Source organism: Paenibacillus thalictri, assembly GCF_004307995.1.
GTDB classification, from domain to species: Bacteria; Bacillota; Bacilli; order Paenibacillales; family NBRC-103111; genus Paenibacillus_AF; species Paenibacillus_AF thalictri.
This window is the reverse complement of record NZ_SIRE01000003.1, coordinates 408,210-431,326: the sequence shown is the minus strand read 5'-3', so window position 1 is coordinate 431,326 and position 23,117 is coordinate 408,210. Positions and strand designations below refer to the sequence as shown.

Sequence of the window (23,117 nt, the reverse complement as noted above, 5' to 3'; positions counted from 1 at the left end):
GTCCTGCCCCAATTGCAAAAGCCGCCCGGTTACGGCTGCTCTTGAAGCCGCAGCTGCTGAGCCGTAAATTCCCGGTACAACGGATGGGAAACAAACAACTCATGATGTGTGCCGATGCCGGTGACACGCCCTTTTTCGATAAAAACGATCTGGTCGGCATCCACGACGGTTGACAGCCGGTGCGCGATAATGAATGTCGTACGCCCCTGCATCAGATTATGAAGCGCCTGCTGCACGACGATTTCCGATTTGCTGTCCAGACTTGAGGTCGCTTCGTCCAGCATTAAGATTTGCGGATTGCGCAGCAATGCCCGGGCAATGGCGATACGCTGGCGTTGGCCGCCGGAAAGTTTGATTCCGCGTTCGCCTACCTGTGTTTCGTAACCGCCGGGAAGTTTGGCAATAAATTCGTCGGCATAAGCCATCTCCACGGCATGCTGCAGTTCTTCGCGGCTGATGCTGCGGTCCAGCCCATACGTGATGTTTTCCCGAATCGTTCCGGCCACCAACGGGCTTTCCTGGGAAACGTAACCGATCCGGCTGCGCCATGAAGCAAGCGCATATTCCTCAACCGGCGTGTCGCCGAGCCGTATAACGCCAGAAGACGGGATGTAGAAACGCTCGATTAAGGAGAACAGCGTCGTTTTCCCGCCGCCGCTAGGTCCGACGATAGCCGTCACCTTGCCCGGCTCCGCCGTAAACGAAATGCCGGACAAAACCGTTTCATCGTTACCGTAACCGAAGGAAACGCGTTCCAGCTTAAGCGGCATATTCATGTTCGCCGCCTCCAGGTTCTTGCCGGATGCCGCTTCCTCCGCCTCCTGCAGTGTTTCGACAATACGTTCCGTAGCTCCTTGCGCCTTTTGAAATTGGGCAAAAAATTGTGTAAGCTGGGTAATTGGCATCACAATCTGAAACAGGTACAACAGAAACGCCACCAGCGCTCCGGCAGTCAACGCCCCGGAGGAGACCCGCATCCCGCCGTAACCGACGATTACGACAAACATCAGCATGATAACCAGCGTAATGACCGGCGAAATCCACGCCTGGTAACGCCCTTCCTTGATCCCCAGCCGCAGCAGATTGGCAATGCCGCGACGTCCCAATTCATATTCGCTTGGCTCGGCGTTGGACGATTTGACCAGCCTGATCTCCGACAAGACACGGCTTAGCACCGAGGTGAAACCCGCCGTCTCATCCTGCACGTCCTTCGAGACATGATACATCCGTTTTCCCAGCGGCACCAATACAACAGCGGTCAGCGGGATCACGATCAGCATGAGCAGCGTCATTTTCCAATCCAAATAAATCAGCATGACAAGCGACCCGGCAATCGAGATCATACCGGTAAAAAAGTGGGCCATATGTTCCGTAATCAGCCCTTTTATCACTCCCGTGTCGTTCGTGAGCCGGCTGATCGTTTCGCCGGTTTGATGCCGGTCGTAATAAGGTACGGGAAGAACCAAATATTTCTTCCACAATCGTTCTCTTAAGTTTGCCACAACTTGCTGGCCCACCCGGCTCAGCATGTACAGGGACGCTCCCGCCGCCAAAGCTTGGGCCAGGAAGGCCGCCCCGATGCCGAGAATCTGCCATACATTCAGGCTTTCGACGCTGAAGCGATCGACGACATTTTTCATAAACAACGGGACAATCAATCCCGTCAGCGTTGTTATTAGGTTAAGCAGCAAAGCCGCGGCGATCCACGATTTCGACGGATTGGTCTGCATAATCAGTCTGACGAACGCACGCCAGCCCAACGATTTTGAAGGTGCCGCGCCACTCGGCTCTACCCGCTCAGATAGGTTTGTCATGATTGCCTTTCCTCCTTCTGCATCGGCACGGTCCAATCGGCGGTTGGTTACGCCTATCATGTGCCGGTTACAGTCAAAGGATACCGCATCCATATAAACTCAATGTAAACAACAAATGCGCATGTTAGTGCTTATATTCCGTGACATGCTCTTCGCCCGCCTGCAGCAGCTTGGTCAATATCACGATTTGACCGGTGTGGTAGCCGTAATGATTGCATAATTGCAGCAGCAGAGCGCCTACCTGGCGCGTATAATAAGGTTTGGCGTCGCCGGTCCCTCTATTTTTCATCGCGTTCCAGTCTTCGGATCCGTAGTGAATCGTAACCTCTTTGGTTAAATCCGCTTCCGACAGGCTGGTTAAAATAAGTTCCGTCTCATGCCGAACCGACTTCAGCAAGGCAAGCAATTCCGCCTTCGAATGACTGCGATTCGCAGTAAATTCTTCCGTTCTCTTGCGGACGAACGGCCTGCCGCCGATCCCGCTGACCATATTCTGATATTCGTTGCCGGCCAAATGGACACATAAACTCCCTACGCTGTTCATATCCGGCCGGGATTTTGCCCAGACCTGTTCCTCGCTCAAGCGGTTCAAGCAAATTTCGATGCGGTTCAATTCTGTGTTGACCGTATGTAAGGTTTCGCGGATTAAAAAAGACATGTTTGTGAGCCTCCAGGTTACAATATATTCTCCCCATTTATTTTCGCGGCCCAGCCGCCGTATCCTTCCTCAGAAGGAGAGGTCACCGTATCTTCCGATGTTTCACATAGCTTTTTTCCGGCGAAAGACATATAATGACTAGTATTAGCTTATAGCACCAAGTAACAAAGGAGATATCTAATGAACTACGACGAATTCAAAAATATTGTACAAGAACGCCGAAGCATTCGCGCTTTTACCGAGCAGGAGGTAGCCGTAGAGGACGTCCGCGAGATCATCGATTGCGCCCGCTACGCCCCCAGCGATACGAATTCCCAAACATGGGCTTTTATCGCCGTTATGAACCGCGAAAAAATAAAACATATCGAAGAGATGACTTGGGAGCAGCTGCATAAACGTGCCGCCGAAGCCGAGCAAAAGGGACTTTCCCGCGAAGGGCGTTTGCTTGTCAAATCGTTTGGGCCTTACGCGACCGCCTTCTCCGACGCTCCCGTGCTGATCGTTTGCTTGGCGACGCCGTACCAATCCAAATTCCGCGACCGGATCTTTGATCCGATTGAACTTGTAGACGATGCGGTATGGGCCGAAGAAGGCATCAAAAGCAGCTGTCTCGCCGCGCAAAATTTGATGTTAGCCGCACATGCCCGCGGACTGGCGACTTGTCCGATGACCGGGCCGGTGCTGCTGGCGCACGAGCAATTAAGGGAATATTTGAACATACCGGCGGAGAGCCAAATCAACATGGTTATAGCGCTGGGCCATCCTTCCGAACGTCCCGGCAAACTTGCGCGCAAAGAAATTGACGACATTTTAACAATTGTCAAATAATGCTGCAGATTCCAGCCTGCTCCCCTTTTGGGGAGCAGGTTTTTTGATGTTTATAAAAAGTAATTGACGCACCTTGTCATTCCGTTTTTTAGATATTAGAATGATTGTATTTAGTAAGCAGCTTATTTAATAATCATACACTTCTTCTATGAAAGGACTGTTAACCATTAATTACTCGCCCTTACAAAAACTAGCCGGCAAACTGAACCGCAAGCCGGCTTCAGCCGCGACGGAAGGATCTTGGCTGGAGAAAGCGCAAAGCCAATCCGTGACGGTCTCGCTGAAAGGCCACCCCGAAATTGCCAGCCAGATGACGATGATCCGCTTGGCCGAGCCCGACTTAAAGCTGCTCAAAGCGCTCCAGCCCCTTATCCGCAGCCATATTGAAGAAATCACCTCATCTTTCTATGATACCGTGCTTGGCATCGATCAATTAGGACGGATTATTCACCAAAACAGCTCGGTTGACCGGTTAAGATTAACTTTGGAAACACACATATCCGAAATGTTTAACGGAATTATCGATAACGAATTTATTGGCAAACGCCTCAAAATCGCCAAGGTGCACCAGTCCATCGGCCTAAAGCCGAAATGGTATTTGGGCGCTTTTCAAAATTTGCAGGACAAGCTGCTGGAAGTTGTACATAAAGAGATCAGCAACCCCGAAGAAAGCTTGATCGTAAGCAAAGCGATTACCAAATTGCTTAACTTTGAACAGCAGCTGGTGCTTGAAGCGTACGAAAATGAAGAAATGCGGATGAGGGAAAAGCGGGACCGGCAAATCAAAGACGACTTGAAAGCGCAGATCGCCGCGGTAAGCGAAGAGCTTGTGCTGCTGACAGGTCAAGTGAACGCCTCCGTGCAGGAGCTCATTGCCAGCAGCGGCACCATGCTTGGAACATTTCGGGGCAGCGTCGACAAGTCGCATCAATCCAAAGAGCTGGCTTCGAACGGACAGCAAAAAATGAGCCATCTGAACTCGCAAATCGGCCTTATTCATGAAAGCGCAATGGGCATGGAGAAATCGGCGGAACAACTGGACGCTTCCTCCGTACAAATCAACAGTATTGTCGGGATGGTGCAAGAAATCGCCGACCAAACCAAACTTCTGTCGCTGAATGCGTCGATCGAAGCGGCAAGAGCCGGCGAACAAGGGAGAGGATTTGCCGTTGTTGCAACTGAAGTGCAGAAGCTTTCCGAAGATACCAAACAAGCCGTTTCGCAGATCAGCGGACTTATCGCAGCCTCCGGAGATTATACGCGGGATGTCGTCGCAGCCGTGAGAAATGTCCAGATGCTGGTAGGCCATGGCCAGGCGGAAGCACAGGCCACCAACGGCATGTTCGATCAAATCGTCACCTCCATGGAACAAAGCATTTCCGAAATCGGCAGAATTGAGCAGGAAATGACGTCGCTTTCCGCCGCTATCGAAGAAATCGGCTCCGCGGCGGAAAAGGTTACCGATTCAGCCGAACGGTTGACCCAGACGACTCAAACCTTGTAATCCCCGTTGGTTGATCGGAACGGATATAAAATCATATTAGCGCAGCTGATCTGCGACGGGGACACACGGCTTCTAAAGTTTGTTTGCGCTGCGCGGCTGCATGTACAGGGTAGGCAGCGCCCCAAGCTTGCGTTTGAAAATCCGGTAGAAATACGATACGTCCCCGTACCCTACATAATCGGCAATTTCCTCGACGGTCATCTGCGATTGGGCAAGCAGAGATTGAGCCGCCCTGATCCGGGCGGTATGAACATAATCGCTGATGGTCTGGCCGGTCGTCTCCCGAAACAGCACCGCCGTATGATTCGGGCTTTTGCCAATAAACATCCCCAGCTCATGTTTCGTCACTTTTTCCCGGTAATGGTTATGAATAAACGATTTCATCAATTCGGCCAGCTCGCTTCTGGAATCCTGCCTGCTTCGCCCGTCCCATTCCCTGTTCAGCAGCGCAAGCTGTTCCAGCACAATGCCTCTGCAAAGCGCTTCTTTGTACGGAGCGGACTCCTTCCAGCAATCGAACGTTTCCTTCAACCGCTGTGCGATTTGCGCAAAACGGACGGGCCGCAGCTTGACGATTTCCCTAATGCCCAATAAGGGCAACTCATCGGCTGCGGTGGTATCGGTGTGAAAAAATACCGCAAACTGCTCATGGGTCACCGTCGGAATGCTTTTTCCGTAATAAGGGACCGTCTCCGGAATTAGCAGCACATCTCCCTTCTCCACAATCAATTTATCGTTTCCCACCCGGTATAAACAGCGCCCGTAATGCACAAGCGAAAGCCTGACGGCCTGGGGAAATCGGCTCCCCTCTTCTTCATACCAATCCGCTCCCGAGCAGCGGCGAACGTCAGCAATACGAATCATCTCACTCCCACTCCATCCATACTATTATTCATATACCGTACTATATTTCATAGTTATGTTCAAGAATGTGGATTACAATAAACTCGATTATCTTGTTCCATAGAGAGAAACCATACTGTACAAATCAATTAAATCTTACAAAAACCTCAAGGAGTGGGAACATGCGCAAAACTACGATCGTCTGCACCCTCGGTCCTGCCATTCGGGCCGGATCAACTATGACCAAAGCTATCGAGGCCGGCATGAACATCGCTCGCGTTAATTTCGCCCATGGCGAAATGGAAGATCATTTGGCCGCCATCGAAGAGGTTCGCGAAGCGGCTCGCAATTTAAATGAACAAGTAAGCATCCTGCTTGACATAAAAGGCCCGGAAATCCGGATCGGCAAACTGGCCGATGACTTTGTCGAATTGACAGCCGGGCAATCGTTTATTCTTACCACGGATCTCGTCTTGGGCGATGCCAGCCGGGTTTCCGTCAACCACCCGAACATGCCCTCCGAAGTTGTTCCCGGTTCCGTCGTGCTGATTGACGACGGCATGCTGGAACTTCGCGTAGAGCAAATCGAAGGCAGCAACATCATATGCCGTGTCGTCGCCGGAGGCCGCCTAAAGCCGAGAAAAGGCGTAAATCTGCCCGGTGTCCACACCTCGCTGCCCGGAGTAACCGAGCGCGACCGCGAGCACATCCGGTTCGGCATCAAGCACAATGCCGATTACATCGCCATGTCGTTCGTACGTAAAGCAGCCGACGTCCTTGAAGTCCGCTCCATGTTAAACGAAGGCGGCAAGCCAAATATCAAAATTATCGCCAAAATCGAAAACCAGGAAGGCCTGGACAACCTGGACGAGATTATTGCGGCGGCGGACGGTATCATGGTGGCCCGCGGAGACCTTGGAGTTGAAATCCCCGTGGAGGAAGTGCCGATCGCGCAAAAACAAATGATCCGCAAATGCAACGCCGCCGGGAAAATGGTTATCACCGCAACCCATATGCTCGAATCGATGCAGTCGCAGCCCCGCCCTACCCGCGCGGAAGCCGGCGATGTCGCCAACGCCGTATGGGACGGCAGCAGTGCCGTGATGTTGTCCGGCGAAACGGCCGTCGGCAAATTTCCGGTTGAAACGATCGCCTGCATGTCCCGTATCGTCGAACGCGCCGAAACCGCGTTGTATCGGCACGAACTTCCGACACTTCAAAACGCGTAAGCCGAGGCGCCTTTTACGCTCAACAACGTGACATCCTCCCCCCTTAATGCCCATGCCCTAAAGCAAAAGCCGTCCATTAGCTTATCATCGCTAATGAACGGCTTTTGCTTAAAGCTGCCTGTTACTTCCAGTTCTCCACACCGCTTTGGAATTTCTCAAACTTGTGCACAATGGAAGCCTCCAACAAATTTATGATCAGTCTGCGCAACGGACCTGATCATAAATATAGCCCTCGCTGTCATTGAAAACAGGAGGGCTTTATATGTTGACATCACTTTTATAAAAAAACACCGCACATTCGTCTAACGCTCAAAAAAAGGCGATTTCCCGGCTATGCCGGGAAATCGCCTTGCGCTCGACACTAATATAAGAAAATCGTCTCCTTGTCAGGAGAATCGATCTTATAACTTAATGACGTTAGCTGCTTGAGGACCACGATTACCTTGCGTGATGTCGAATTCTACTTGTTGGCCTTCTTCCAAAGTTTTGAAGCCATCGCCTTGGATTGCGGAGAAGTGAACGAATACGTCGTCGCCGCCTTCTACTTGAATGAATCCGTAGCCTTTTTCTGCGTTAAACCATTTAACTGTACCTTTCAAGTAAACAACCTCCTAAAAATATCGCCTTCGTGGGCGAGTAAACAAATTATAACATCAATTCTAGGATAAATCAACGCCGGGTAAATATTCAAATGGCCTGTTTTACCACCTGCAACAGCTCCCCGGAACCCGGAATAAACGGCAATTTAGAAGGCAAAAAGGCCGTTTCCGCACCCGCCTGATGAAGGTCGGCAAGGAGGCGTTCCATGCAAGGATACGCTACCCATGAAAGCGTAAACACCGGGTACAACCTGATTTCTCCTCCAGGCCTGCACAAACCAAGCAGCCCCAGCACCGCATCGCGATGGAATTCGTAATTGAACTGATGATGATATAGAAACAGAAAGTGACTGCACAAAATCAAAGCATAACGGCTTTCTTCCAACGGTAAATGCGGCAGCCGCCCGTTTCTGTAAACTTTTTCGCCGTTCACAGAATTAAAATCGGCAATAAACGTCTCCAGCGAACGCAATCTTCCCTGCTTATGCAGGTCGATATTCCCATAAAAAGACCAGTCGTATTGATGCTGAAGTTTGGCCAGCTTGGCGGTGGAAACTTCAATTTCCTCACGCCCGTTGGCGTAAAGCTCGTCGCGGGTTAAAGCATACTGCGGGTCAACCGCCATGGCTTCATAACCCTTGCTTCTCGCTTCCGCGGTGAATGACGACGCTCCGGCGGCGACATCCAATATAGGCCCTCTCGAAAGCAATTCCTCATCCAGATCAAACATGCGCTCATACTCGGCAAAAGACCGGCAGGTCATGGCTACGCCTACCTGCTCATACCGCTGCAGCGGATTGGTGTTACTCATCTTCATCTCTCCTCATCTCGGCTCATCTACTCTGGCTAAAAACAGATCTCCGCGGCGCCTATGCGCCGGTACATGGATTTTAGCATCTGACACCCGCTTTGACAACCACTTTTTTCTACTTTTTTCCTATTATGAACTTCATATGGATGATCTCTTTCTTGAACTGGATAGAACGGCGCAAACGGCTTGATTTCGCGCACGTCTTCGAGTATGATGCTCCCATAACCTTTAAGCTGGAAACAGCTGCAGATTGGAGCTATGAAGATGATTAAAAAACATCAGATTTACAAAATAGACAAATGGAATATGATGACCGTCGAGGTCAACGGCACCCGCTTTGTGCTGCGGGAAATTTCCGATCAATGGGGCGAGGAATGCCATGAATTTTTAAGCCGCCCGGCATTAATGCATTGGGCCGAAGAACGGTTCCGCAAAGATAAGTATTCCGGCACCGAAGAAGAACGCGAAGCGATTCTGAAAGCCTTCAAGGAAGTATGACCAGAACTTCAAGCGGCTGCTTTAACAGGTGCGTAAAAGGCTTGACAACAAGCTTGTCCGCAACCTATAATAACCTTAACTTCATAGGACGTCCTCCAAAGGGGAGTAGCTGTCACAGTAAAGTCGTCAATTCGGGTTTAAGGGAGTTGCCCTTCCGCCCCGGCTTTATTGGCAACGTTTATCGTTGTTAGCAAGACCTTTGCCATGATGATGGTAAAGGTCTTTACTTGTTTGTTCGGCCTTTACCGATTCCACGGTAGAGGCCGTTTTTATTATCCAAACAAAGGAGTGGGGCTCATGATGGAATGGTTCACGATGGAAATGTTGACGGCTTTAGTTAGTATCATTATGATCGATCTTATTTTGGCGGGGGATAATGCCATCGTAATTGGCCTTGCCGCAAGGAATTTACCTAAGGACCTGCAGAAGAAAGCGATCATCTGGGGCACGGTTGGAGCGATAGCGATTCGGGCCGCGGCAACGCTTGTTGTAGTATGGCTGCTGAAAATACCGGGACTGCTGTTCATCGGCGGTTTGATGCTGATCTGGATCGCATATCAACTTCTCGCCGACAAAAAGGATCATAGCGCCGTACAAGCGAAAAACAAGCTGGGCGCAGCAATTTGGACCATCGTTATGGCCGATGCGGTCATGGGCTTCGACAATGTCGTTGCCGTTGCCGGAGCATCGCACGGCAGCTTCGCGCTTGTCGTGATCGGCTTGCTCATCAGCGTGCCCGTCGTCGTGTGGGGCAGCACGTTGTTTATACGCTGGATCGAACAGTTCCCCGTTCTAATCTATGCCGGTGCAGGCGTGCTTGCTTATACGGCCGCACATATGCTCACAGGCGACTTGTTCGTCAAACCGTTTTTTGAAGCAAATCCGTTTATGAACTGGGCGCTTACTATCGTAGTTATCGCCGGTGTTTTGCTCGCCGGCCGTTGGAAGCAATTGACCGGTTCCGTCGCGCGTATTAACGAGCGCGGCGAGCTGACCATCCCCATGGAGTTGGGCCATGCCGCAGGCATTCAGTCCGAAGACCGGCTGATGGTGCGCTCCGACGAACGCGGACGCCTGGTGCTGGTCAAACGGGCGGACGGTTCCGACGATGACGATCTGATCCGCAGCGCGGGTTAATGAAGGACCCGCGGTCCGCATAGGTTAGCGGCGCAGCCGAGTGCAGGCTGCGCCGCTTTTTTTGTTCACAAGCGCAATGTCGTACCGCTCGTTAAATTTTCGTATGCGGCACCAAGGTATCGGCTGTTGCAATTTCGACGATAGCAGGTTTACGCAAGGATAAAACATGAGTTAACGCTTGTTCCAGCTCTTGCGGAGTAGTGGCTTTCATTCCGACGCCGCCGCATGCTTCCGCCAGCTTGGCGAAATCAGGGTTTCGGATGGAGCTGCCAAGAGGCTGCAATCCGGCCAATTGCATACGATTTTTCTCCATCGCGTACGAGCCGTTGTTGAATATGAGCATGACGATAGGTGCGCCGGTTTCCACGGCGGTCTGAAACTCCATAATCGTCTGGACCGCGCCGCCGTCACCGGCTATCGCGATCACTTGCCGCTGCGGATATTCCAGCTGTGCGGCAATGGCCGCAGGCAGCGCAAATCCCAGCGTCCGCCAGCGCCCCGACAGAAGCACCTGCTGGCGTTTGGCCTGAAAGATGCGGTTAAACCACAGCGTATGGTCTCCGGTATCGACACACACGATGGCGTCCTCCGCGATAAGCCGGGAGAGGCAGCTTACGATGTGCTGCGGCGCCAAAGGCGAGCTCATCTGCCCCGCCTCCCGCTCGATACGCTTCTTCCAATCGCCGCATACTTCGGCGATTCTCGCCCGCCAGCCGCTGCGGTCTTTTTTATCCAGCCCGGCCTTATGCAGCAACTGCGGCACGATGTCCGTCAAATCGCCGACGACGCCAAGCTCAAGCCCGTGGCCAACGCCGATATGGGCCGGCGACATATCAAATTGCACGATACGGGCCCGTGCAGGCGTATATTCATCCGGCCACCACGTGGCTCCGAGAATTGCGATCAGATCGCTTTCCGCAAGCAGTGTGCTGGAAGCTTCGCTTCCCCCCTGCCCCAAGCCGCCGGCATACAGCTCGTGATCGTTCGGAAACAGCGGGCGCGCAGGATAGCTGGTCACTACGGCGGCGCCAAGCGACTCGGCCAGCTGTTTGATTGGCTCGGCGGCTTGCGCCGCGCCCCCGCCAATCATCATAACGGGCCGCTCCGCCCCTGCCAGCAGCGATGCGGCTTGGGCGACCACTTCCGGCGGCGAGAGCAACCTCTGGCTTAAATGAGCTCCGTACGGTGCCACAGTTCCTTTCACGGGGGCATGGTACATATTTTTCGGAATGCTGATATGGGTCACTGTTCCTTGAACAAGCGACATGGTGAGGCTTGTTTGCAGCAGCTCGGGCAATGCATCCGGCGAAACCAGCAATTCCGAGCTGGCGCAAACCGTGCCGAGCAGCAACTGCTGATTGACGTATTGCTTCGCATGCGTGCCGATTTTTCCCGTTTCCACTTGACCGGTTATCACTAGCACAGGGGCTTTGTCCATGTAGGCGTCCGCCAAACCGTTCAGCAAATTTGCCGCTCCCGGGCCGCTTGTCGCCAGACAAACCGCCACCCTCCCGGTCAGCTTCGCTTCGCTGGAGGCCATCAGCGCGGCCGCGCCCTCGTGCCGGCAAGGCACATAGCGGATATGGTTCTGTTTTGCCAGCTCATCCAATAAAAATAACGTAGCGTCTCCGATGACTCCGTAAATTGTTTTTACTCCCCAGACCCGCAACTGCTCGATAATAAACTGCGCTACATTCAGATGAGAGGATGTCTGAGGTTTGCCGGCATTGACCGGCTGAGGGGGCGATATCGTTGTAACTGACATTTGGATACATCATCCTTTCGGCGTTTTGGGCGTTGAAGAGGATTTTCGCCGCTTATAGGCGAATTTATGATACTTAAGAGTCAGACTTTGAATCATTTGAGGTGAAGCTTTTGAGCAACAGCGCGTCTATTTTAACGTTTATTATCGTGTCCTTTGCACTTGCGCTTATCCTTATTATGAAAAAGGACTCGCTGCCAAGCGGAGTGAAACGTCCACTCGCATTGCTTGCGCTGGTGATGATCGCTTTTTCGTTTGGGCTGATCATGTACAGCTTCTTCGGTCTGTCCTAGGAGTCTGTCCGACGATAGTAAATCCGTGAATATTTATTCATGAGTGCGGCTATTTCGGGAAAGGGATGGCATTCCACCGCTCGTGAAAACCGTGTTTCTCTTGAATTTACCTTGCGGTAAAAACACGGTTTTCAAGGCGGACGTAGACTTTCCATACCATTCCCTTGCCCTCCATACACCAGCATGAATAAATTTTCACGAAAATCAATCCCGTCGGACTGATTCCTGCTCTTGGAAAGTTTTACATGCGCATGATGTTTTCATATAATAATGAAAAGGCGTTACGGTTATACTACGGAAATCATTGACAAGTCCTTCAGGAGCGTGAGCCGAGGATGAAAGTGATTCCTATAACCGTAACACTCAGCATGCTGGCGTGCCTGCTCGCATCCACCGGCGCTGCCGGGAAAGCGCAGGAAAAGCCCAAAATATTGACAAGGAGGGCTCCAATGAATCAAATAGTAGAGCGCAAAGACGTACCTGCAGAGCACCAATGGAGGCTCGAGGATTTATTCTCCGATCAGAAGGCATGGGACAAAGAATATCAGGAAGTCAAAGACGCACTGCCCAAATTTAAAGAACTGCAAGGAAAACTGAGCGAACCTCTGGCGATCAAGAAATGTTTTGAGCTGGAGGACGACGTTTCTCAGCACAACGAACGGCTGTATGTATATGCAAGCATGAAACATCATGAGGATACCGCAGACCCTACCTACATGGCCTTATCCGATAAAGCGAAAAGATTAAGCGTCGAGGTGGGTGAAGCTCTCTCGTTCATTTCACCGGAAATTTTGTCGATGAGCGACGAGCAGCTGCAGAAGCTGGTGGCAAGCCCGGAGCTGGCTTTCTACAAAAGATCGCTGGAAGAGCTGATTCGCGAGAAGCAGCATGTGTTAAGCGGTGCGGAAGAAGCGCTGCTTGCCCAGGTAGGCAATATCTCGCAAGCGCCGGGAACGATTTTCAGCATGCTCAACAACGCGGATATGAAGTTTCCCAAAATTAAAAACGATAAGGGCCAAGAAGTCGAGCTGACCCACGGCTCTTACATTCAGTTTCTGGAAAGCCGCAACCGCGAAGTGCGCAAGAACGCTTTTGAAGCGGTATACGGCACTTATTCCAAGCAGAAAAATACGATTGCCTCGACACTCGCGGCAAATGTCACCAAAAACGTGTTTTACTCCAAGGTTCGCAAGTATCCTTCGGTGCTTGAAATGTCGCTGTTCGGCGACAACATCAACAAGGAAGTGTATACGAATCTGATCGGAGCGATCCACGACGCGCTTCCGCTAATGCACCGCTATATGGCCTTGCGCAAGAAGCTGCTGAAGGTCGACGAACTCCACATGTATGACTTGTTTGTGCCATTGGTCGACGAATACGACATGAACATTACATACGAAGAAGCGAAGAAAACCGTGCTTGATAGCTTGAAACCGCTGGGCGAAGATTATTTGAAAGTGCTGGGCGAGGGGCTGTCCGGGGGCTGGATCGATATTTACGAAAACGTCGGCAAACGCAACGGCGCTTACAGCTGGGGCGCTTACGGCACACATCCTTATGTGCTGCTGAACCACAAGGATAATCTGAACAGCATGTTCACCTTGACGCACGAAATGGGCCATGCGATGCATTCGTTTTACTCGGACACGAATCAGCCGTATCGTTACGCGCAGTATACGATTTTCCTCGCAGAGGTCGCTTCGACGCTGAATGAAGCGCTGCTGATGGATTATATGCTGAAACATTCGACAGATCCGAAAGCTAAAATGTATCTGCTCACCTATTACATGGATCAGTTCCGGACGACCGTATTCCGGCAAACAATGTTCGCCGAGTTCGAGAAGATCATCCATGAAAAAGTGGAAGCCGGCGATTCGTTGACACCGCAGGAACTGAGCCAAATTTATTACGACCTGAACCTGCAATATTACGGCAAGGACATGGCCGTCGATAAAGACATCGAAATGGAATGGGCGCGTATCCCGCATTTCTATAACAGCTTTTACGTGTACAAATATGCAACCGGCTTTTCCGCGGCGACCAGCTTCGCCAAGCAAATTTTGACGGAAGGCCAGCCGGCAGTCGACCGCTATCTCGGTTTCCTGAAAAGCGGCGGAAGCGACTATTCGATCAACATTCTGAAACGCGCCGGCGTCGATATGTCGACACCGGAACCGGTTAAGCAGGCTATGAGCGTATTTAAGGATTTGCTCGATCAGATGGAGCAGCTCGCCAAATAAATATTCATGAAAGCTTTGCCAAAAAGCTGGGAATCATGCTACCATGATCTCAGCTTTTTATTTTAGTCCGGAAAAGGGGCATTATTGATGATGAAGACACAATGGATTCTTATATGCTGCATGCTCTTCGCCTTGCTTACGGCCGTATTCGCCGTCATCAATGTGGACAAGGTGAAAGTCAACTTTTTATTCGCTCAGCCGGATATGCCGCTTATTCTGGTCATTCTCGGTTCCACGCTGCTTGGCGGGCTCATTGTAGGCGCGTTTGGCATGCTGCGCGGATATAAGATGCAGCGCACCATCCGGCAGCAGGACAGGCTGCTGCAAGCATGGAAACAAGCGACCGGGCTGGAAGAGCCGCCCATTCCCGCGGAGCCTTCCCAAGAGCAGCCGCACGAACAAACCACAGCGCCGCAAAGCTGATAAACGGCACCTTTTTTGTTTACCTTTTTTCGTGAAGCTGAAACAAAATTTTCCTTGCATACGTCTGAGAGGATAAAGCTGCCAAACTGCCTACTGATGGAGGGAAAATTATAATGAAGAAATTGGTTATCTTGGGATCGCTTGTTTTTTTAAGCGCAGCCAGCGGTCCGGTTATCGCCCCGCAAGTTATGGTAACGGCCTCCGCATCCGCCGAAACTGTCAAACTGACGCTGGACGGGCAACAGCTGCAATTTGCGGTGTTGCCTCGTATGCAAAATGGTACGCTGTTTGTCCCGCTGCGTGATCTGGGCTCTGCTCTCGGAGCCGATATTACTTGGGAAGAAGGAGCCGGATCGGCTACCATCAGCAAAGGGGATGCAAACCTCAGTTTCACCTTGGGCAGCGCAGCGGCGGTCCGCAACGGCAAGCAGTTGGAGATGGCTTCCGCCCCCGTAATGGAGCAAGGGCAGATGCTTGTGCCGCTGCGTCTGATCAGCGAAACATTCGACTTTAACGTCTATTGGGACGGGGCCAACAAAGCGGTGGAGATCATGAACGGGGCGGACAGTCTGCCTACGGTCGGCACTTTCGACAAGCTGCAAGCACTGTTAAAGGAGTCGGCGCCGGACGGCGGTATTTACGTTAACGGCGGGATCGCCGTGCTCGATCAGGCCGGAGCGAAGCTAAAAGTGAATGCGAAATCGGAAGCCGCTCCGCAGAGCGGATCGAGTTCGATTGCCCAGGTTGCCCCGATGGCCAAGGATTCCGCTTCCGCGGCGCCAACCGCTCCCCCAGCCGGCGCATCCGCAGCAGCCAACTCGGCCAAAACCGCCGCACCGGGCGATTATTCCAAAACCAACGTGCAGGTGGAAGGCGTGGACGAAGCCGATGTGATCAAAACCGACGGGAACTACATTTATCAGGTAAACCGTAACCGCATTCTTGTTGTTGAAGCCAACCCGCCGGGAAATATGAAGGTCGTCAGCACGCTGCAGTTTGACAATCGCGAAATGATTCCCAGCGAATTGTACGTGGACGGCAGCCATTTGATCGTTATCGGTTCGGCCGTGACAAGCCCGCCTATAGCCGCCGTTCCCGCTGCTTCCGATGCACCCCAGTCTGATTCTAAAGTGAAGACAAGCGAAACGATGATTAAAATTGTGCCGCCCCGCTTCGCCAGAAAAACAATGACCAAAGCGGTTGTGTACGATCTTTCCGACAAAACCCAATTGACCAAAGTGCGCGAAATCGAGCTGGAAGGCAATTATGTTACCTCCCGCAAAGTCGGATCATCTTTTTATCTGGTAGCGAACAAATATATGAACAGATATCAGATATTAAACGCCAAACCGGCTGCCGACGGATCAACGGCTAGCATAACGGATACGCCGACATATCGCGATTCGCTCGCTGGAGACAGTTATATTTCGGTTGGTTTGGAGGATGTCCGTTATTTCCCTAAATCGGCGGAATCGAATTATTTGATCGTCGCCGGCGTCAATCTCGATCAACCCGATCAGAAGCTCAGCGTGCAAACATACCTTGGAGCCGGCGATAATGTGTACGCCTCTACATCCAATTTATATGTAACAATGCAAAAATACGAACGGGTGCCTGCCGTCACAAACAGCTCCGACGCAAGCGGATTGACGACAGATTCGGTGACGCTGACGACCAATACAGCCAGCGCCATCTACAAATTCGCGCTGGACCAAGGCTCAATCCGTTATACGGCTCAAGGAACGGTGCCCGGGCGGGTGCTTAACCAATATTCGATGGATGAAACGAACGGTTATTTCCGGATCGCCACCACTTCGGGAGAGGAATGGCGGAGGGATGAATTTACTTCCCAAAATAATATGTATGTGCTTAACGATAAGCTCGAAACTGCAGGCAAAATCGAGAACATTGCGCCGGGAGAACGGATTTATTCCGTCCGTTTTATGGGCAGCCGCGCTTACATGGTTACGTTCCGGACCGTCGATCCGCTGTTTGTTATCGATCTGAAGGACGCCGCCGCGCCGAAAATACTCGGCCAGCTGAAAATTCCCGGCTACAGCGATTACCTCCACCCTTATGACGAAAACCATATCATCGGTTTCGGCAAAGATACGGTGGAAATCAAAAACGACTTTAACGGTTCCGGCGGCGCTCCTGCCACTATGGCCTATTACCAAGGCATGAAGCTGGCGATGTTCGACGTCACCGACGTGACGCAGCCAACCGAGCTGTTCAAGGAAACGATTGGCGACCGCGGCACCGATTCTCCGCTGCTGCACAATCCGAAAGCGCTGCTTTTCTCAAAAGAAAAGGGATTGCTGGCCTTCCCGGTATCGGTGTCCGAAATTCCGGACAAATCGGCGAATCCCGATCCGAAAGAAATGCTGAAATATGGGCAATTCGCGTTCCAAGGGGCTTATGTGTACCATATCGACTTGACCGGCGGTTTTCAGCTGAGAGGGAAAATTACCCACCTGACCAGCGACGAATTGGCCAAAGCAGGCTCGTGGTACAACGGCGACCACAGCATTGAACGGCTGCTTTATATCGGAGACAATCTGTATACGGCATCCAAAGGGATGCTTAAAGCCAGCGACCTGAATACACTGCAGCAGCTTGGCGAGCTGGAGCTGAAATAAGCCTGGACGGCTTACCCCCGTCCACTCCCCGAATGACGGCACCGTCATCGGCAAACAAAAACCCGCACAACAGGATGGAATGCTCCACCTTGCGGCAAACAGTTTATTTCAACTGTCTGCCACAAGAGCGCATTTCGAATCCCGGCTTGCGGGTTTTTGTAAACAAATCCCTTATCACAAGAAAAACTTCAGCTACATAACGGTCGCTCGCTTTGCAGCCGTCAGCCTATTTTACCGGAAACATAATACTGGCTCTCCAGCTCCTCAATTCTTTGGCAAATTTCATGCTGCCAAACCGTATCGCCGATCAGCGCCGCCGTATAAGACCAATTGTGGAGTGTAGCCAGCTTGCGCGCAAAATTCGCATTTAACTGCAGGCACAACGACATTTCCGTATTTTCCGCCTCGGTAAGCTCCCGTTTTTGCCGAATCGTCCATAACTCGGCCAATCTCCAGTGCACCGGTAACATATGTCCCCACCTCTTTATTGCTGCTTAATTCCATTGTTGACCGTTTTGACCGATTTCAACCGGGGACTATGCGAATATACGCATAATAAGCAGCGTTACGGCAAATCCCGAATAGCCCGGCGGAAAACGCAGTCAGGATAAAAGCAGGCCGATGCCGGCACATACCGCTGCGCCAAGCAGCGAGCTGAGCATATTCACCGTATCGTTCGTAAAGAAGCTTAAACCGCGAATCCGCTTCGCGGGGACACCGCAGTGCTGCGGTTTCTCCACTTCCCTGCCGCAGCTTGGGCAGCGGTACATCGCCTGATACGTCGCTCCCAGCAGCGAATCCGTCAGCGAACCGCACATGCCGCCGATGAGGCCAAGCAGCAGCAGGAACGGGAGCTCCGCGACCGCCCCTTCCGCAATCAACGCTTCATGCGCCGCTGCTCCAAGCTGCAGCAGCCATGCGGCGGCGCCGATAAACAGCCCGCCGGCCGCCGATGCCGCAAGGCCCAGCCCGGTAATGCCTCCCGACGTCCCTGCCGTCACCACGCGGCCCGTTAAGATCGAACGCGGAGCCGAACGGCTGAGGCCGCCGATTTCCGTCGCCCACGTATCGGCGTTGACCGCCGCCATCACCCCGACAAAAGCGCTCCACCATAACGGATGCGGCCACAACGCATGAGCAACGCAGAACAGCGCGCCTAGTCCTCCATTGGCTGCAACCTGGCCTGCGTCGCGCCGGCCTCCTTTGGCATAACCGCTTTCGGCGGCTGCCTTGCGGTGATGTTTCCATTTGGAGCACAACGTGGAAGAGATGAAAAAAGCGAGCAAAGTGCCATACCAGGCCAGATTGCCCAGGGCGTACAACAACGTGCCGACCGCGACCGCAGCCGCCGCACCGGAAGCGGACAGCGACTTTTTCCAATATGCCAATCCGGCTACAGCTATGCTGCACACAAATCCGATTGCCCAGATCATGCTTCGCCTCCGTTCTCTAAACATAGTTATATTTAAATATACATTTTTCGCAAAAACACGGCAAACCCCCGTTTACAGACTACGGTCCATATAATATGATTTTTATTACAACGCGCTACTATAAAATGGGAGTGAACGCCGTGTATGAAGTAGATGAATTCCTTACGGTGAAAATCAAAAAAGATCTTGCACCCGAAGAAATGCTGAAGGTGATTTTTGATTACGCCGCAAGGATCGCCAACGAACGCAGGCTCGATAACCTGCTCATGCTGATGGCCGATATGGGACGGGAAATGATCGTCGCCGACCGCTGCAGCGTTTGGCTGCTCGACCGTGCCAAAAACGAGCTGTACACGACGGTTGCGCACGGCGCCCCGCCGCTTCGGCTGCCGAGCCATCACGGCCTGGTTGGGCATGCCGTTTCATCCGGGCAGCCCATATTTATCGATGACGCATATACGAACGTCGAATTTAAACCGGTGCTGGAGAACGGCGCATTAAAAATGGATAAGCAAACCGGTTATCGCACCAAAGCGCTGATGGTCATTCCCTTTCGCAACAACGAGGGGGAAATTATGGGGGCTTATCAAGCGATCAACAAACTGACCGAACATGAGCATTTCTCGCAGAAAGATCTTGAATATTTGACGCTTGCCGCCTCCTATGCGGGCAAGTCGCTCGAATCGGCGCTGCTCACCAATGAGATCGAAGAAACGCAGAAGGAAATTATTTTTACGATGGGTGAAATCGGCGAAAGCCGCTCGAAGGAAACCGGCAATCACGTGAAACGGGTAGCGGAATATTCGTTTATCTTGGCGATTGGACTCGGCATGAGCCATGAAGAAGCGGAGATGCTGCGGATCGCTTCCCCCATGCACGATATCGGTAAAGTCGCGATTCCCGACGCGGTGCTGAAAAAGCCGGGCAAACTCGACGAAGAAGAATTCGCCGTTATGAAAACACATACGACGATTGGTTACGGGCTGCTTCGCAATTCCCACCGGCAATTGCTTAAGACGGCGGCCATCCTGGCTTATGAGCATCACGAGAAATGGAATGGCAAAGGATACCCGCGCGGGATTGCCGGCGACGACATTCATGTTTACGGCCGGATTACCGCCATTGCCGACGTGTTTGACGCGCTCGGGAGCGACCGTGTGTACAAGAAAGCTTGGGAGCTTGACCGCATATTAAACCTGTTTAAGGAAGAACGCGGTCAGCACTTCGATCCGAAGGTGGTCGATGTGTTTATGGAGCAGCTGCCCCAAATTTTAAAAGTCCGCGACCAGTATTCCGACGCGAACTTGGAAGATGAGAAGAAATAAGCTGCTTACATGGTAAAAGGAGGGGTCCACGCCCCTCCTTTAGTCATGCCGGGCGCTTCTAATGCGGCCCGAGGTATTTTAAATCGACAAGAAATCTTCATGCTCATCTATGACGCTAATGATCTCGTTTTCGATCAAATGTTCCCGGATCGCCCTGAAATCGTTGGGCAGGGGCCATTTTTCATCATACAGCCGCTGTTCCGCCCAAAATCCGACAATATGTTTGATCTCCGAGTGCAATTCCGTTTCAGGCACGTTGACAACGCAATCTCCGACAATCTTTTTGAGGTTTACATTCAGCGTCGTCTGGAATCTGATTTTCAATATCATCACATCCCGCTTACATATACTGCATCATATGTACGTTGTACGCCGCTTGCCACCTAAACGATCAACTTATGCGTTTTCCAATCGCACGGTGCATGCTCCCCACGTTTCGTTGCCCCACAGCAATTCCAGGCGGTCGCCATCGCTCACGGCCGCTACGCCCGCCGGCGTTCCCGTGTAAATGATGTCTCCTTGTCCCAGACCGAAATGACGCGCGATAAAATCGACGATGACCTGCAGGTTAAAGATCATATCGTTCAGATTGCCTCTTTGCGCTTCGTCCCCGTTTTTCAGCAGCGTAAACTCCGTTTGCTTCACCTGCTCAAATCCGGGAAAAGCTCTGAATTCCGTAATCGGCGCCGAATTCAGGAAGCCTTTAGCGGCTGTCCACGGGTGGCCTTTCTTTTTCAGCTCCGACTGTACATCGCGCAGCGTGAAATCGATGCCTAACGCGAAGGCGTCGACCAACTCGTCGACGGTGATGCCGGGACGATAATCCGCAGCAATCCGAATGACCAGCTCGGTCTCAAAATGTACTTCTCCCCGGTCGGTCGGCAATGCAATCGGCCCGCCGTTCATGGGCACAATAGAATGAGTCGGCTTCAAAAAAATCATCGGTTTGTCCGGGATGTCGTTGCCCAGCTCAGCGGCATGCAGCCCGAAGTTGCGGCCGACACAATATATGTTGCGGATGGATGTCATCATGGCTCACTTCCCTTTCCCTAATTGCGAATGGTGCTTACGCACCGATTATATGCCAAGTTCATCCTGCTGACAATGAAGGCCACTGAAAAAGTGAAAGCTGCATGAGCGAAATCATGCTTCCAATCGCGGCGCTGCTCCAGTATGATTCCGCTCACTTAAGTTGCTTGTTCAGCGGTCGGCTGACAATGCAGGAGCGTTTTTCACATGGATGACACGCCTTTTTCCCATTCTCAATCCGGCTATCGCATGATAAATTTTTGGATGAGCCGGCGCATGCCGCACGAAAATGGCATATTACAGATAATTTTCCCAGGAGGGCAACCTAGTGATAAGAACGTTTAAGGAGCATCTGATTCGTCAGACACTGGAACTTGATGGCAGCTGGGACTTTATTCTCGACCCGCAAAACATCGGCCAGTCTGAAAAATGGCAGGAGCGTTTTCCGCAAGACCATCGTTCTATGTTCGTTCCGGCCTGCTGGAATAACGAATTGAATTTATTCGATTACGAAGGTGTTGCCTGGTATCGGACAAGCTTTCATAATCTGCAGGAGCAGCACGTACGGCTGATTTTCCATGCCGTGCTCGGACATGCCGACGTATATGTCGACGGCATTCATCTTGGCTATCATTACGGAGGCTACAGCCCGTTCCAATTTGATCTTGAACGCTTATCCGCCGGCAACCACGAGTTGATCGTCCGGACCGACAGCACGCTGGATAAACTGACCATTCCGACGGAAGTCGTCGACTGGTTTCATTACGGCGGCATCATTCGGCCGGTCGAACTTCAGCTTCTCCCTGATGTATATATCGACACCTGGCGTGTGGAATATGAACTGGCCGGCCGGGACGCCGATGTATCGATTACGGTTCGTCTGCGCTCGGCAGCGGCTGAAGAACAACAAGTGCCGCTGTCGGTGTATGAAGGCGGCCGGCTCATTCACAACGAAACGGTACAGGTTTCCGCCGGGCAAACATCGGTGAGCATTAAGCAAAAGTGGAGCGATGTCCGCTTATGGAATGTCGGAAAACCCGAGTTGTATTCCATCCGGGTCGTCGCCGGACAAGACGACGTGATCGACCGCATCGGATTCCGCCGCATCGAAACGAAGGACCACCGTATCCTCATTAACGGGGTGCCCGTTTATTTGCAGGGCGTTAACCGTCACGAGGAGCATCCGGAGTGGGGTTTCGCTTTCCCGCCGAAGCTGATGCAGAAGGACCTGGACATCATTTTGGAGCTTGGCTGCAATACGGTGCGCGGCTCGCATTATCCGCAAAGCAAATATTGGCTGGATTTGCTGGACGAACACGGCATCGTATTCTGGAGCGAAATTCCGATGTGGGGCTGCTTTATTCCGCGCGATACGCTTGGCAATACATTGTTCCGAGACCGCGCGCTGGCTATGATTGACGAAATGATCGAACGCGACTATCATCATCCTTGTATCGTCTTCTGGTCGGTGCACAATGAGATTGACACCACCTGCGAGGAAGCCGAGTGGTTGACCAAACCGCTTGTCGACCTGGTCAGGCGGAAAGACAGCTCGCGTCTTGTTACTTATGCGACCATGCACCCGTTAAAAGATATTTTGCTGCCGCTTTTTGACGTGATCGGCATTAATAAATATAACGGATGGTATGAAGGCCAGGTGGAAGGTTTCGCCCAACTGCTCGAGCAGTTTCACGCTCGCGCGGATGCGCTGGGCGCCGGAGATAAGCCGGTGCTGATGACCGAATTCGGGGCGGCCGGCATCTTCGGCGATGTCGGCTGGGAGCCACGTTTGTTCAGCGAAGATTACCAAGCCCATGTCGTCAGCACCGCGCTGCGTATTTTTAAAGAAGATCCGCGTATCGGCGGCACTTACATTTGGCAATTCTCCGATGTCCGTGCCGATCTGAAAAGCAGCGGCACTCATTTCCGCGACCGGGCCCGCAGCTTCAACAATAAAGGACTGGTCAACGAATATCGCAAGCCCAAGCAGGTTTACCGCACCGTACGGGACATTTACCGTTCATGGAAATAAGCCCGACCAAAACAAAACCA

The 23,117-nt window shown here is 52.0% G+C and carries 21 protein-coding genes; 11 read left to right on the top strand and 10 right to left on the bottom strand.

The genetic code is table 11. The features are described 5' to 3' along the window. Nucleotides 1-29 precede the first annotated feature (29 nt). Both EYB31_RS04140 and EYB31_RS04135 read right to left on the bottom strand, forming a co-directional pair. A complete protein-coding gene (locus tag EYB31_RS04140; RefSeq protein ID WP_131011996.1) occupies nt 30-1,814 on the bottom strand; it encodes an ABC transporter ATP-binding protein in 1,785 nt (594 codons plus the stop codon). A gap of 124 nt (nt 1,815-1,938) precedes the next feature. Beyond that, a complete protein-coding gene (locus tag EYB31_RS04135) occupies nt 1,939-2,472 on the bottom strand; it encodes a DinB family protein (protein WP_131011995.1) in 534 nt (177 codons plus the stop codon). A 180-nt stretch (nt 2,473-2,652) separates the two neighbouring features. Between EYB31_RS04135 and EYB31_RS04130 the strand changes: the two genes are divergently transcribed. Together EYB31_RS04130 and EYB31_RS04125 are read left to right on the top strand one after the other, a co-directional pair. Continuing rightward, nucleotides 2,653-3,300: a nitroreductase family protein gene (locus tag EYB31_RS04130; RefSeq protein WP_131011994.1), complete on the top strand. Its 648-nt coding sequence runs from the start codon at nt 2,653-2,655 to the stop codon at nt 3,298-3,300. A gap of 148 nt (nt 3,301-3,448) precedes the next feature. Continuing rightward, nucleotides 3,449-4,804 (top strand): globin-coupled sensor protein, encoded by a 1,356-nt coding sequence (locus tag EYB31_RS04125; RefSeq protein WP_131011993.1) that lies wholly within the window; start codon nt 3,449-3,451, stop codon nt 4,802-4,804. Between the two features lie 72 nt (nt 4,805-4,876). Here EYB31_RS04125 and EYB31_RS04120 read toward each other — a convergent pair whose 3' ends face one another. Further along, nucleotides 4,877-5,668, bottom strand: coding sequence for a helix-turn-helix transcriptional regulator (locus EYB31_RS04120; protein WP_131011992.1), 792 nt, complete (start codon nt 5,666-5,668; stop codon nt 4,877-4,879). A 161-nt stretch (nt 5,669-5,829) separates the two neighbouring features. Here EYB31_RS04120 and pyk point away from each other — a divergent pair, with 161 nt between their 5' ends. Then, nucleotides 5,830-6,876, top strand: a complete 1,047-nt coding sequence (pyk, locus tag EYB31_RS04115; protein ID WP_131011991.1) for a pyruvate kinase — start codon at nt 5,830-5,832, stop codon at nt 6,874-6,876. 401 nt (nt 6,877-7,277) lie between these two features. On the opposite strand, the gene EYB31_RS04110 is transcribed toward pyk, so the two are convergent. Next, on the bottom strand, nt 7,278-7,475 hold the full coding sequence (locus EYB31_RS04110; protein ID WP_113036874.1) for a cold shock domain-containing protein: 198 nt from the start codon (nt 7,473-7,475) through the stop codon (nt 7,278-7,280). Between the two features lie 88 nt (nt 7,476-7,563). Continuing rightward, the gene (locus tag EYB31_RS04105; RefSeq protein WP_170318209.1) at nt 7,564-8,286 is read right to left on the bottom strand and encodes a methylase; all 723 of its coding nucleotides are present in this window, start codon (nt 8,284-8,286) and stop codon (nt 7,564-7,566) included. 264 nt (nt 8,287-8,550) lie between these two features. Here EYB31_RS04105 and EYB31_RS04100 point away from each other — a divergent pair, with 264 nt between their 5' ends. Continuing rightward, a complete protein-coding gene (locus tag EYB31_RS04100; RefSeq protein WP_131011989.1) occupies nt 8,551-8,784 on the top strand; it encodes a hypothetical protein in 234 nt (77 codons plus the stop codon). A gap of 297 nt (nt 8,785-9,081) precedes the next feature. After that, nucleotides 9,082-9,921, top strand: coding sequence for a TerC family protein (locus EYB31_RS04095; RefSeq protein ID WP_240762042.1), 840 nt, complete (start codon nt 9,082-9,084; stop codon nt 9,919-9,921). Between the two features lie 91 nt (nt 9,922-10,012). On the opposite strand, the gene EYB31_RS04090 is transcribed toward EYB31_RS04095, so the two are convergent. Continuing rightward, nucleotides 10,013-11,686: a thiamine pyrophosphate-binding protein gene (locus tag EYB31_RS04090; protein WP_131011988.1), complete on the bottom strand. Its 1,674-nt coding sequence runs from the start codon at nt 11,684-11,686 to the stop codon at nt 10,013-10,015. Between the two features lie 101 nt (nt 11,687-11,787). On the opposite strand from EYB31_RS04090, the gene EYB31_RS04085 reads away from it, so the two are divergent. From EYB31_RS04085 to EYB31_RS04070, 4 genes are all read left to right on the top strand, one after another. Continuing rightward, the gene (locus EYB31_RS04085; RefSeq protein ID WP_240762041.1) at nt 11,788-11,976 is read left to right on the top strand and encodes a hypothetical protein; all 189 of its coding nucleotides are present in this window, start codon (nt 11,788-11,790) and stop codon (nt 11,974-11,976) included. A 449-nt stretch (nt 11,977-12,425) separates the two neighbouring features. Next, the gene (gene pepF / locus EYB31_RS04080) at nt 12,426-14,216 is read left to right on the top strand and encodes an oligoendopeptidase F (protein WP_170318208.1); all 1,791 of its coding nucleotides are present in this window, start codon (nt 12,426-12,428) and stop codon (nt 14,214-14,216) included. An 87-nt stretch (nt 14,217-14,303) separates the two neighbouring features. Then, nucleotides 14,304-14,639, top strand: coding sequence for a LapA family protein (locus tag EYB31_RS04075; protein WP_420819420.1), 336 nt, complete (start codon nt 14,304-14,306; stop codon nt 14,637-14,639). Between the two features lie 113 nt (nt 14,640-14,752). After that, nucleotides 14,753-17,278: a beta-propeller domain-containing protein gene (locus EYB31_RS04070; protein WP_131011985.1), complete on the top strand. Its 2,526-nt coding sequence runs from the start codon at nt 14,753-14,755 to the stop codon at nt 17,276-17,278. Nucleotides 17,279-17,499: 221 nt separating this feature from the next. On the opposite strand, the gene EYB31_RS04065 is transcribed toward EYB31_RS04070, so the two are convergent. Then, nucleotides 17,500-17,748, bottom strand: a complete 249-nt coding sequence (locus EYB31_RS04065; protein WP_131011984.1) for a DUF7667 family protein — start codon at nt 17,746-17,748, stop codon at nt 17,500-17,502. Between the two features lie 132 nt (nt 17,749-17,880). Next, complete coding sequence (locus EYB31_RS04060; protein ID WP_131011983.1) at nt 17,881-18,711, bottom strand: DUF92 domain-containing protein; 831 nt, start codon at nt 18,709-18,711, stop codon at nt 17,881-17,883. Between the two features lie 140 nt (nt 18,712-18,851). Between EYB31_RS04060 and EYB31_RS04055 the strand changes: the two genes are divergently transcribed. Next, a complete protein-coding gene (locus tag EYB31_RS04055; RefSeq protein ID WP_240762040.1) occupies nt 18,852-20,036 on the top strand; it encodes an HD domain-containing phosphohydrolase in 1,185 nt (394 codons plus the stop codon). A 78-nt stretch (nt 20,037-20,114) separates the two neighbouring features. On the opposite strand, the gene EYB31_RS04050 is transcribed toward EYB31_RS04055, so the two are convergent. Then, nucleotides 20,115-20,360: a hypothetical protein gene (locus EYB31_RS04050; protein ID WP_131011981.1), complete on the bottom strand. Its 246-nt coding sequence runs from the start codon at nt 20,358-20,360 to the stop codon at nt 20,115-20,117. 72 nt (nt 20,361-20,432) lie between these two features. Next, nucleotides 20,433-21,068 (bottom strand): fumarylacetoacetate hydrolase family protein, encoded by a 636-nt coding sequence (locus EYB31_RS04045; RefSeq protein ID WP_131011980.1) that lies wholly within the window; start codon nt 21,066-21,068, stop codon nt 20,433-20,435. 325 nt (nt 21,069-21,393) lie between these two features. Between EYB31_RS04045 and EYB31_RS04040 the strand changes: the two genes are divergently transcribed. Next, nucleotides 21,394-23,097 carry a glycoside hydrolase family 2 protein gene (locus EYB31_RS04040; protein ID WP_131011979.1) on the top strand — a complete coding sequence of 568 codons (1,704 nt, stop codon included), beginning with the start codon at nt 21,394-21,396 and terminating at the stop codon, nt 23,095-23,097. Nucleotides 23,098-23,117: the final 20 nt, after the last annotated feature.

Coding starts and splice junctions, on each gene's coding strand:
- EYB31_RS04140 (WP_131011996.1), bottom strand. CDS start 1,814: ATGACAAACCTATCTGAGCGGGTAGAGCCGAGTGGCGCGGCACCTTCA.
- EYB31_RS04135 (WP_131011995.1), bottom strand. CDS start 2,472: ATGTCTTTTTTAATCCGCGAAACCTTACATACGGTCAACACAGAATTG.
- EYB31_RS04130 (WP_131011994.1), top strand. CDS start 2,653: ATGAACTACGACGAATTCAAAAATATTGTACAAGAACGCCGAAGCATT.
- EYB31_RS04125 (WP_131011993.1), top strand. CDS start 3,449: ATGAAAGGACTGTTAACCATTAATTACTCGCCCTTACAAAAACTAGCC.
- EYB31_RS04120 (WP_131011992.1), bottom strand. CDS start 5,668: ATGATTCGTATTGCTGACGTTCGCCGCTGCTCGGGAGCGGATTGGTAT.
- pyk (WP_131011991.1), top strand. CDS start 5,830: ATGCGCAAAACTACGATCGTCTGCACCCTCGGTCCTGCCATTCGGGCC.
- EYB31_RS04105 (WP_170318209.1), bottom strand. CDS start 8,286: ATGAGTAACACCAATCCGCTGCAGCGGTATGAGCAGGTAGGCGTAGCC.
- EYB31_RS04100 (WP_131011989.1), top strand. CDS start 8,551: ATGATTAAAAAACATCAGATTTACAAAATAGACAAATGGAATATGATG.
- EYB31_RS04095 (WP_240762042.1), top strand. CDS start 9,082: ATGATGGAATGGTTCACGATGGAAATGTTGACGGCTTTAGTTAGTATC.
- EYB31_RS04090 (WP_131011988.1), bottom strand. CDS start 11,686: ATGTCAGTTACAACGATATCGCCCCCTCAGCCGGTCAATGCCGGCAAA.
- pepF (WP_170318208.1), top strand. CDS start 12,426: ATGAATCAAATAGTAGAGCGCAAAGACGTACCTGCAGAGCACCAATGG.
- EYB31_RS04075 (WP_420819420.1), top strand. CDS start 14,304: ATGATGAAGACACAATGGATTCTTATATGCTGCATGCTCTTCGCCTTG.
- EYB31_RS04070 (WP_131011985.1), top strand. CDS start 14,753: ATGAAGAAATTGGTTATCTTGGGATCGCTTGTTTTTTTAAGCGCAGCC.
- EYB31_RS04065 (WP_131011984.1), bottom strand. CDS start 17,748: ATGTTACCGGTGCACTGGAGATTGGCCGAGTTATGGACGATTCGGCAA.
- EYB31_RS04060 (WP_131011983.1), bottom strand. CDS start 18,711: ATGATCTGGGCAATCGGATTTGTGTGCAGCATAGCTGTAGCCGGATTG.
- EYB31_RS04045 (WP_131011980.1), bottom strand. CDS start 21,068: ATGATGACATCCATCCGCAACATATATTGTGTCGGCCGCAACTTCGGG.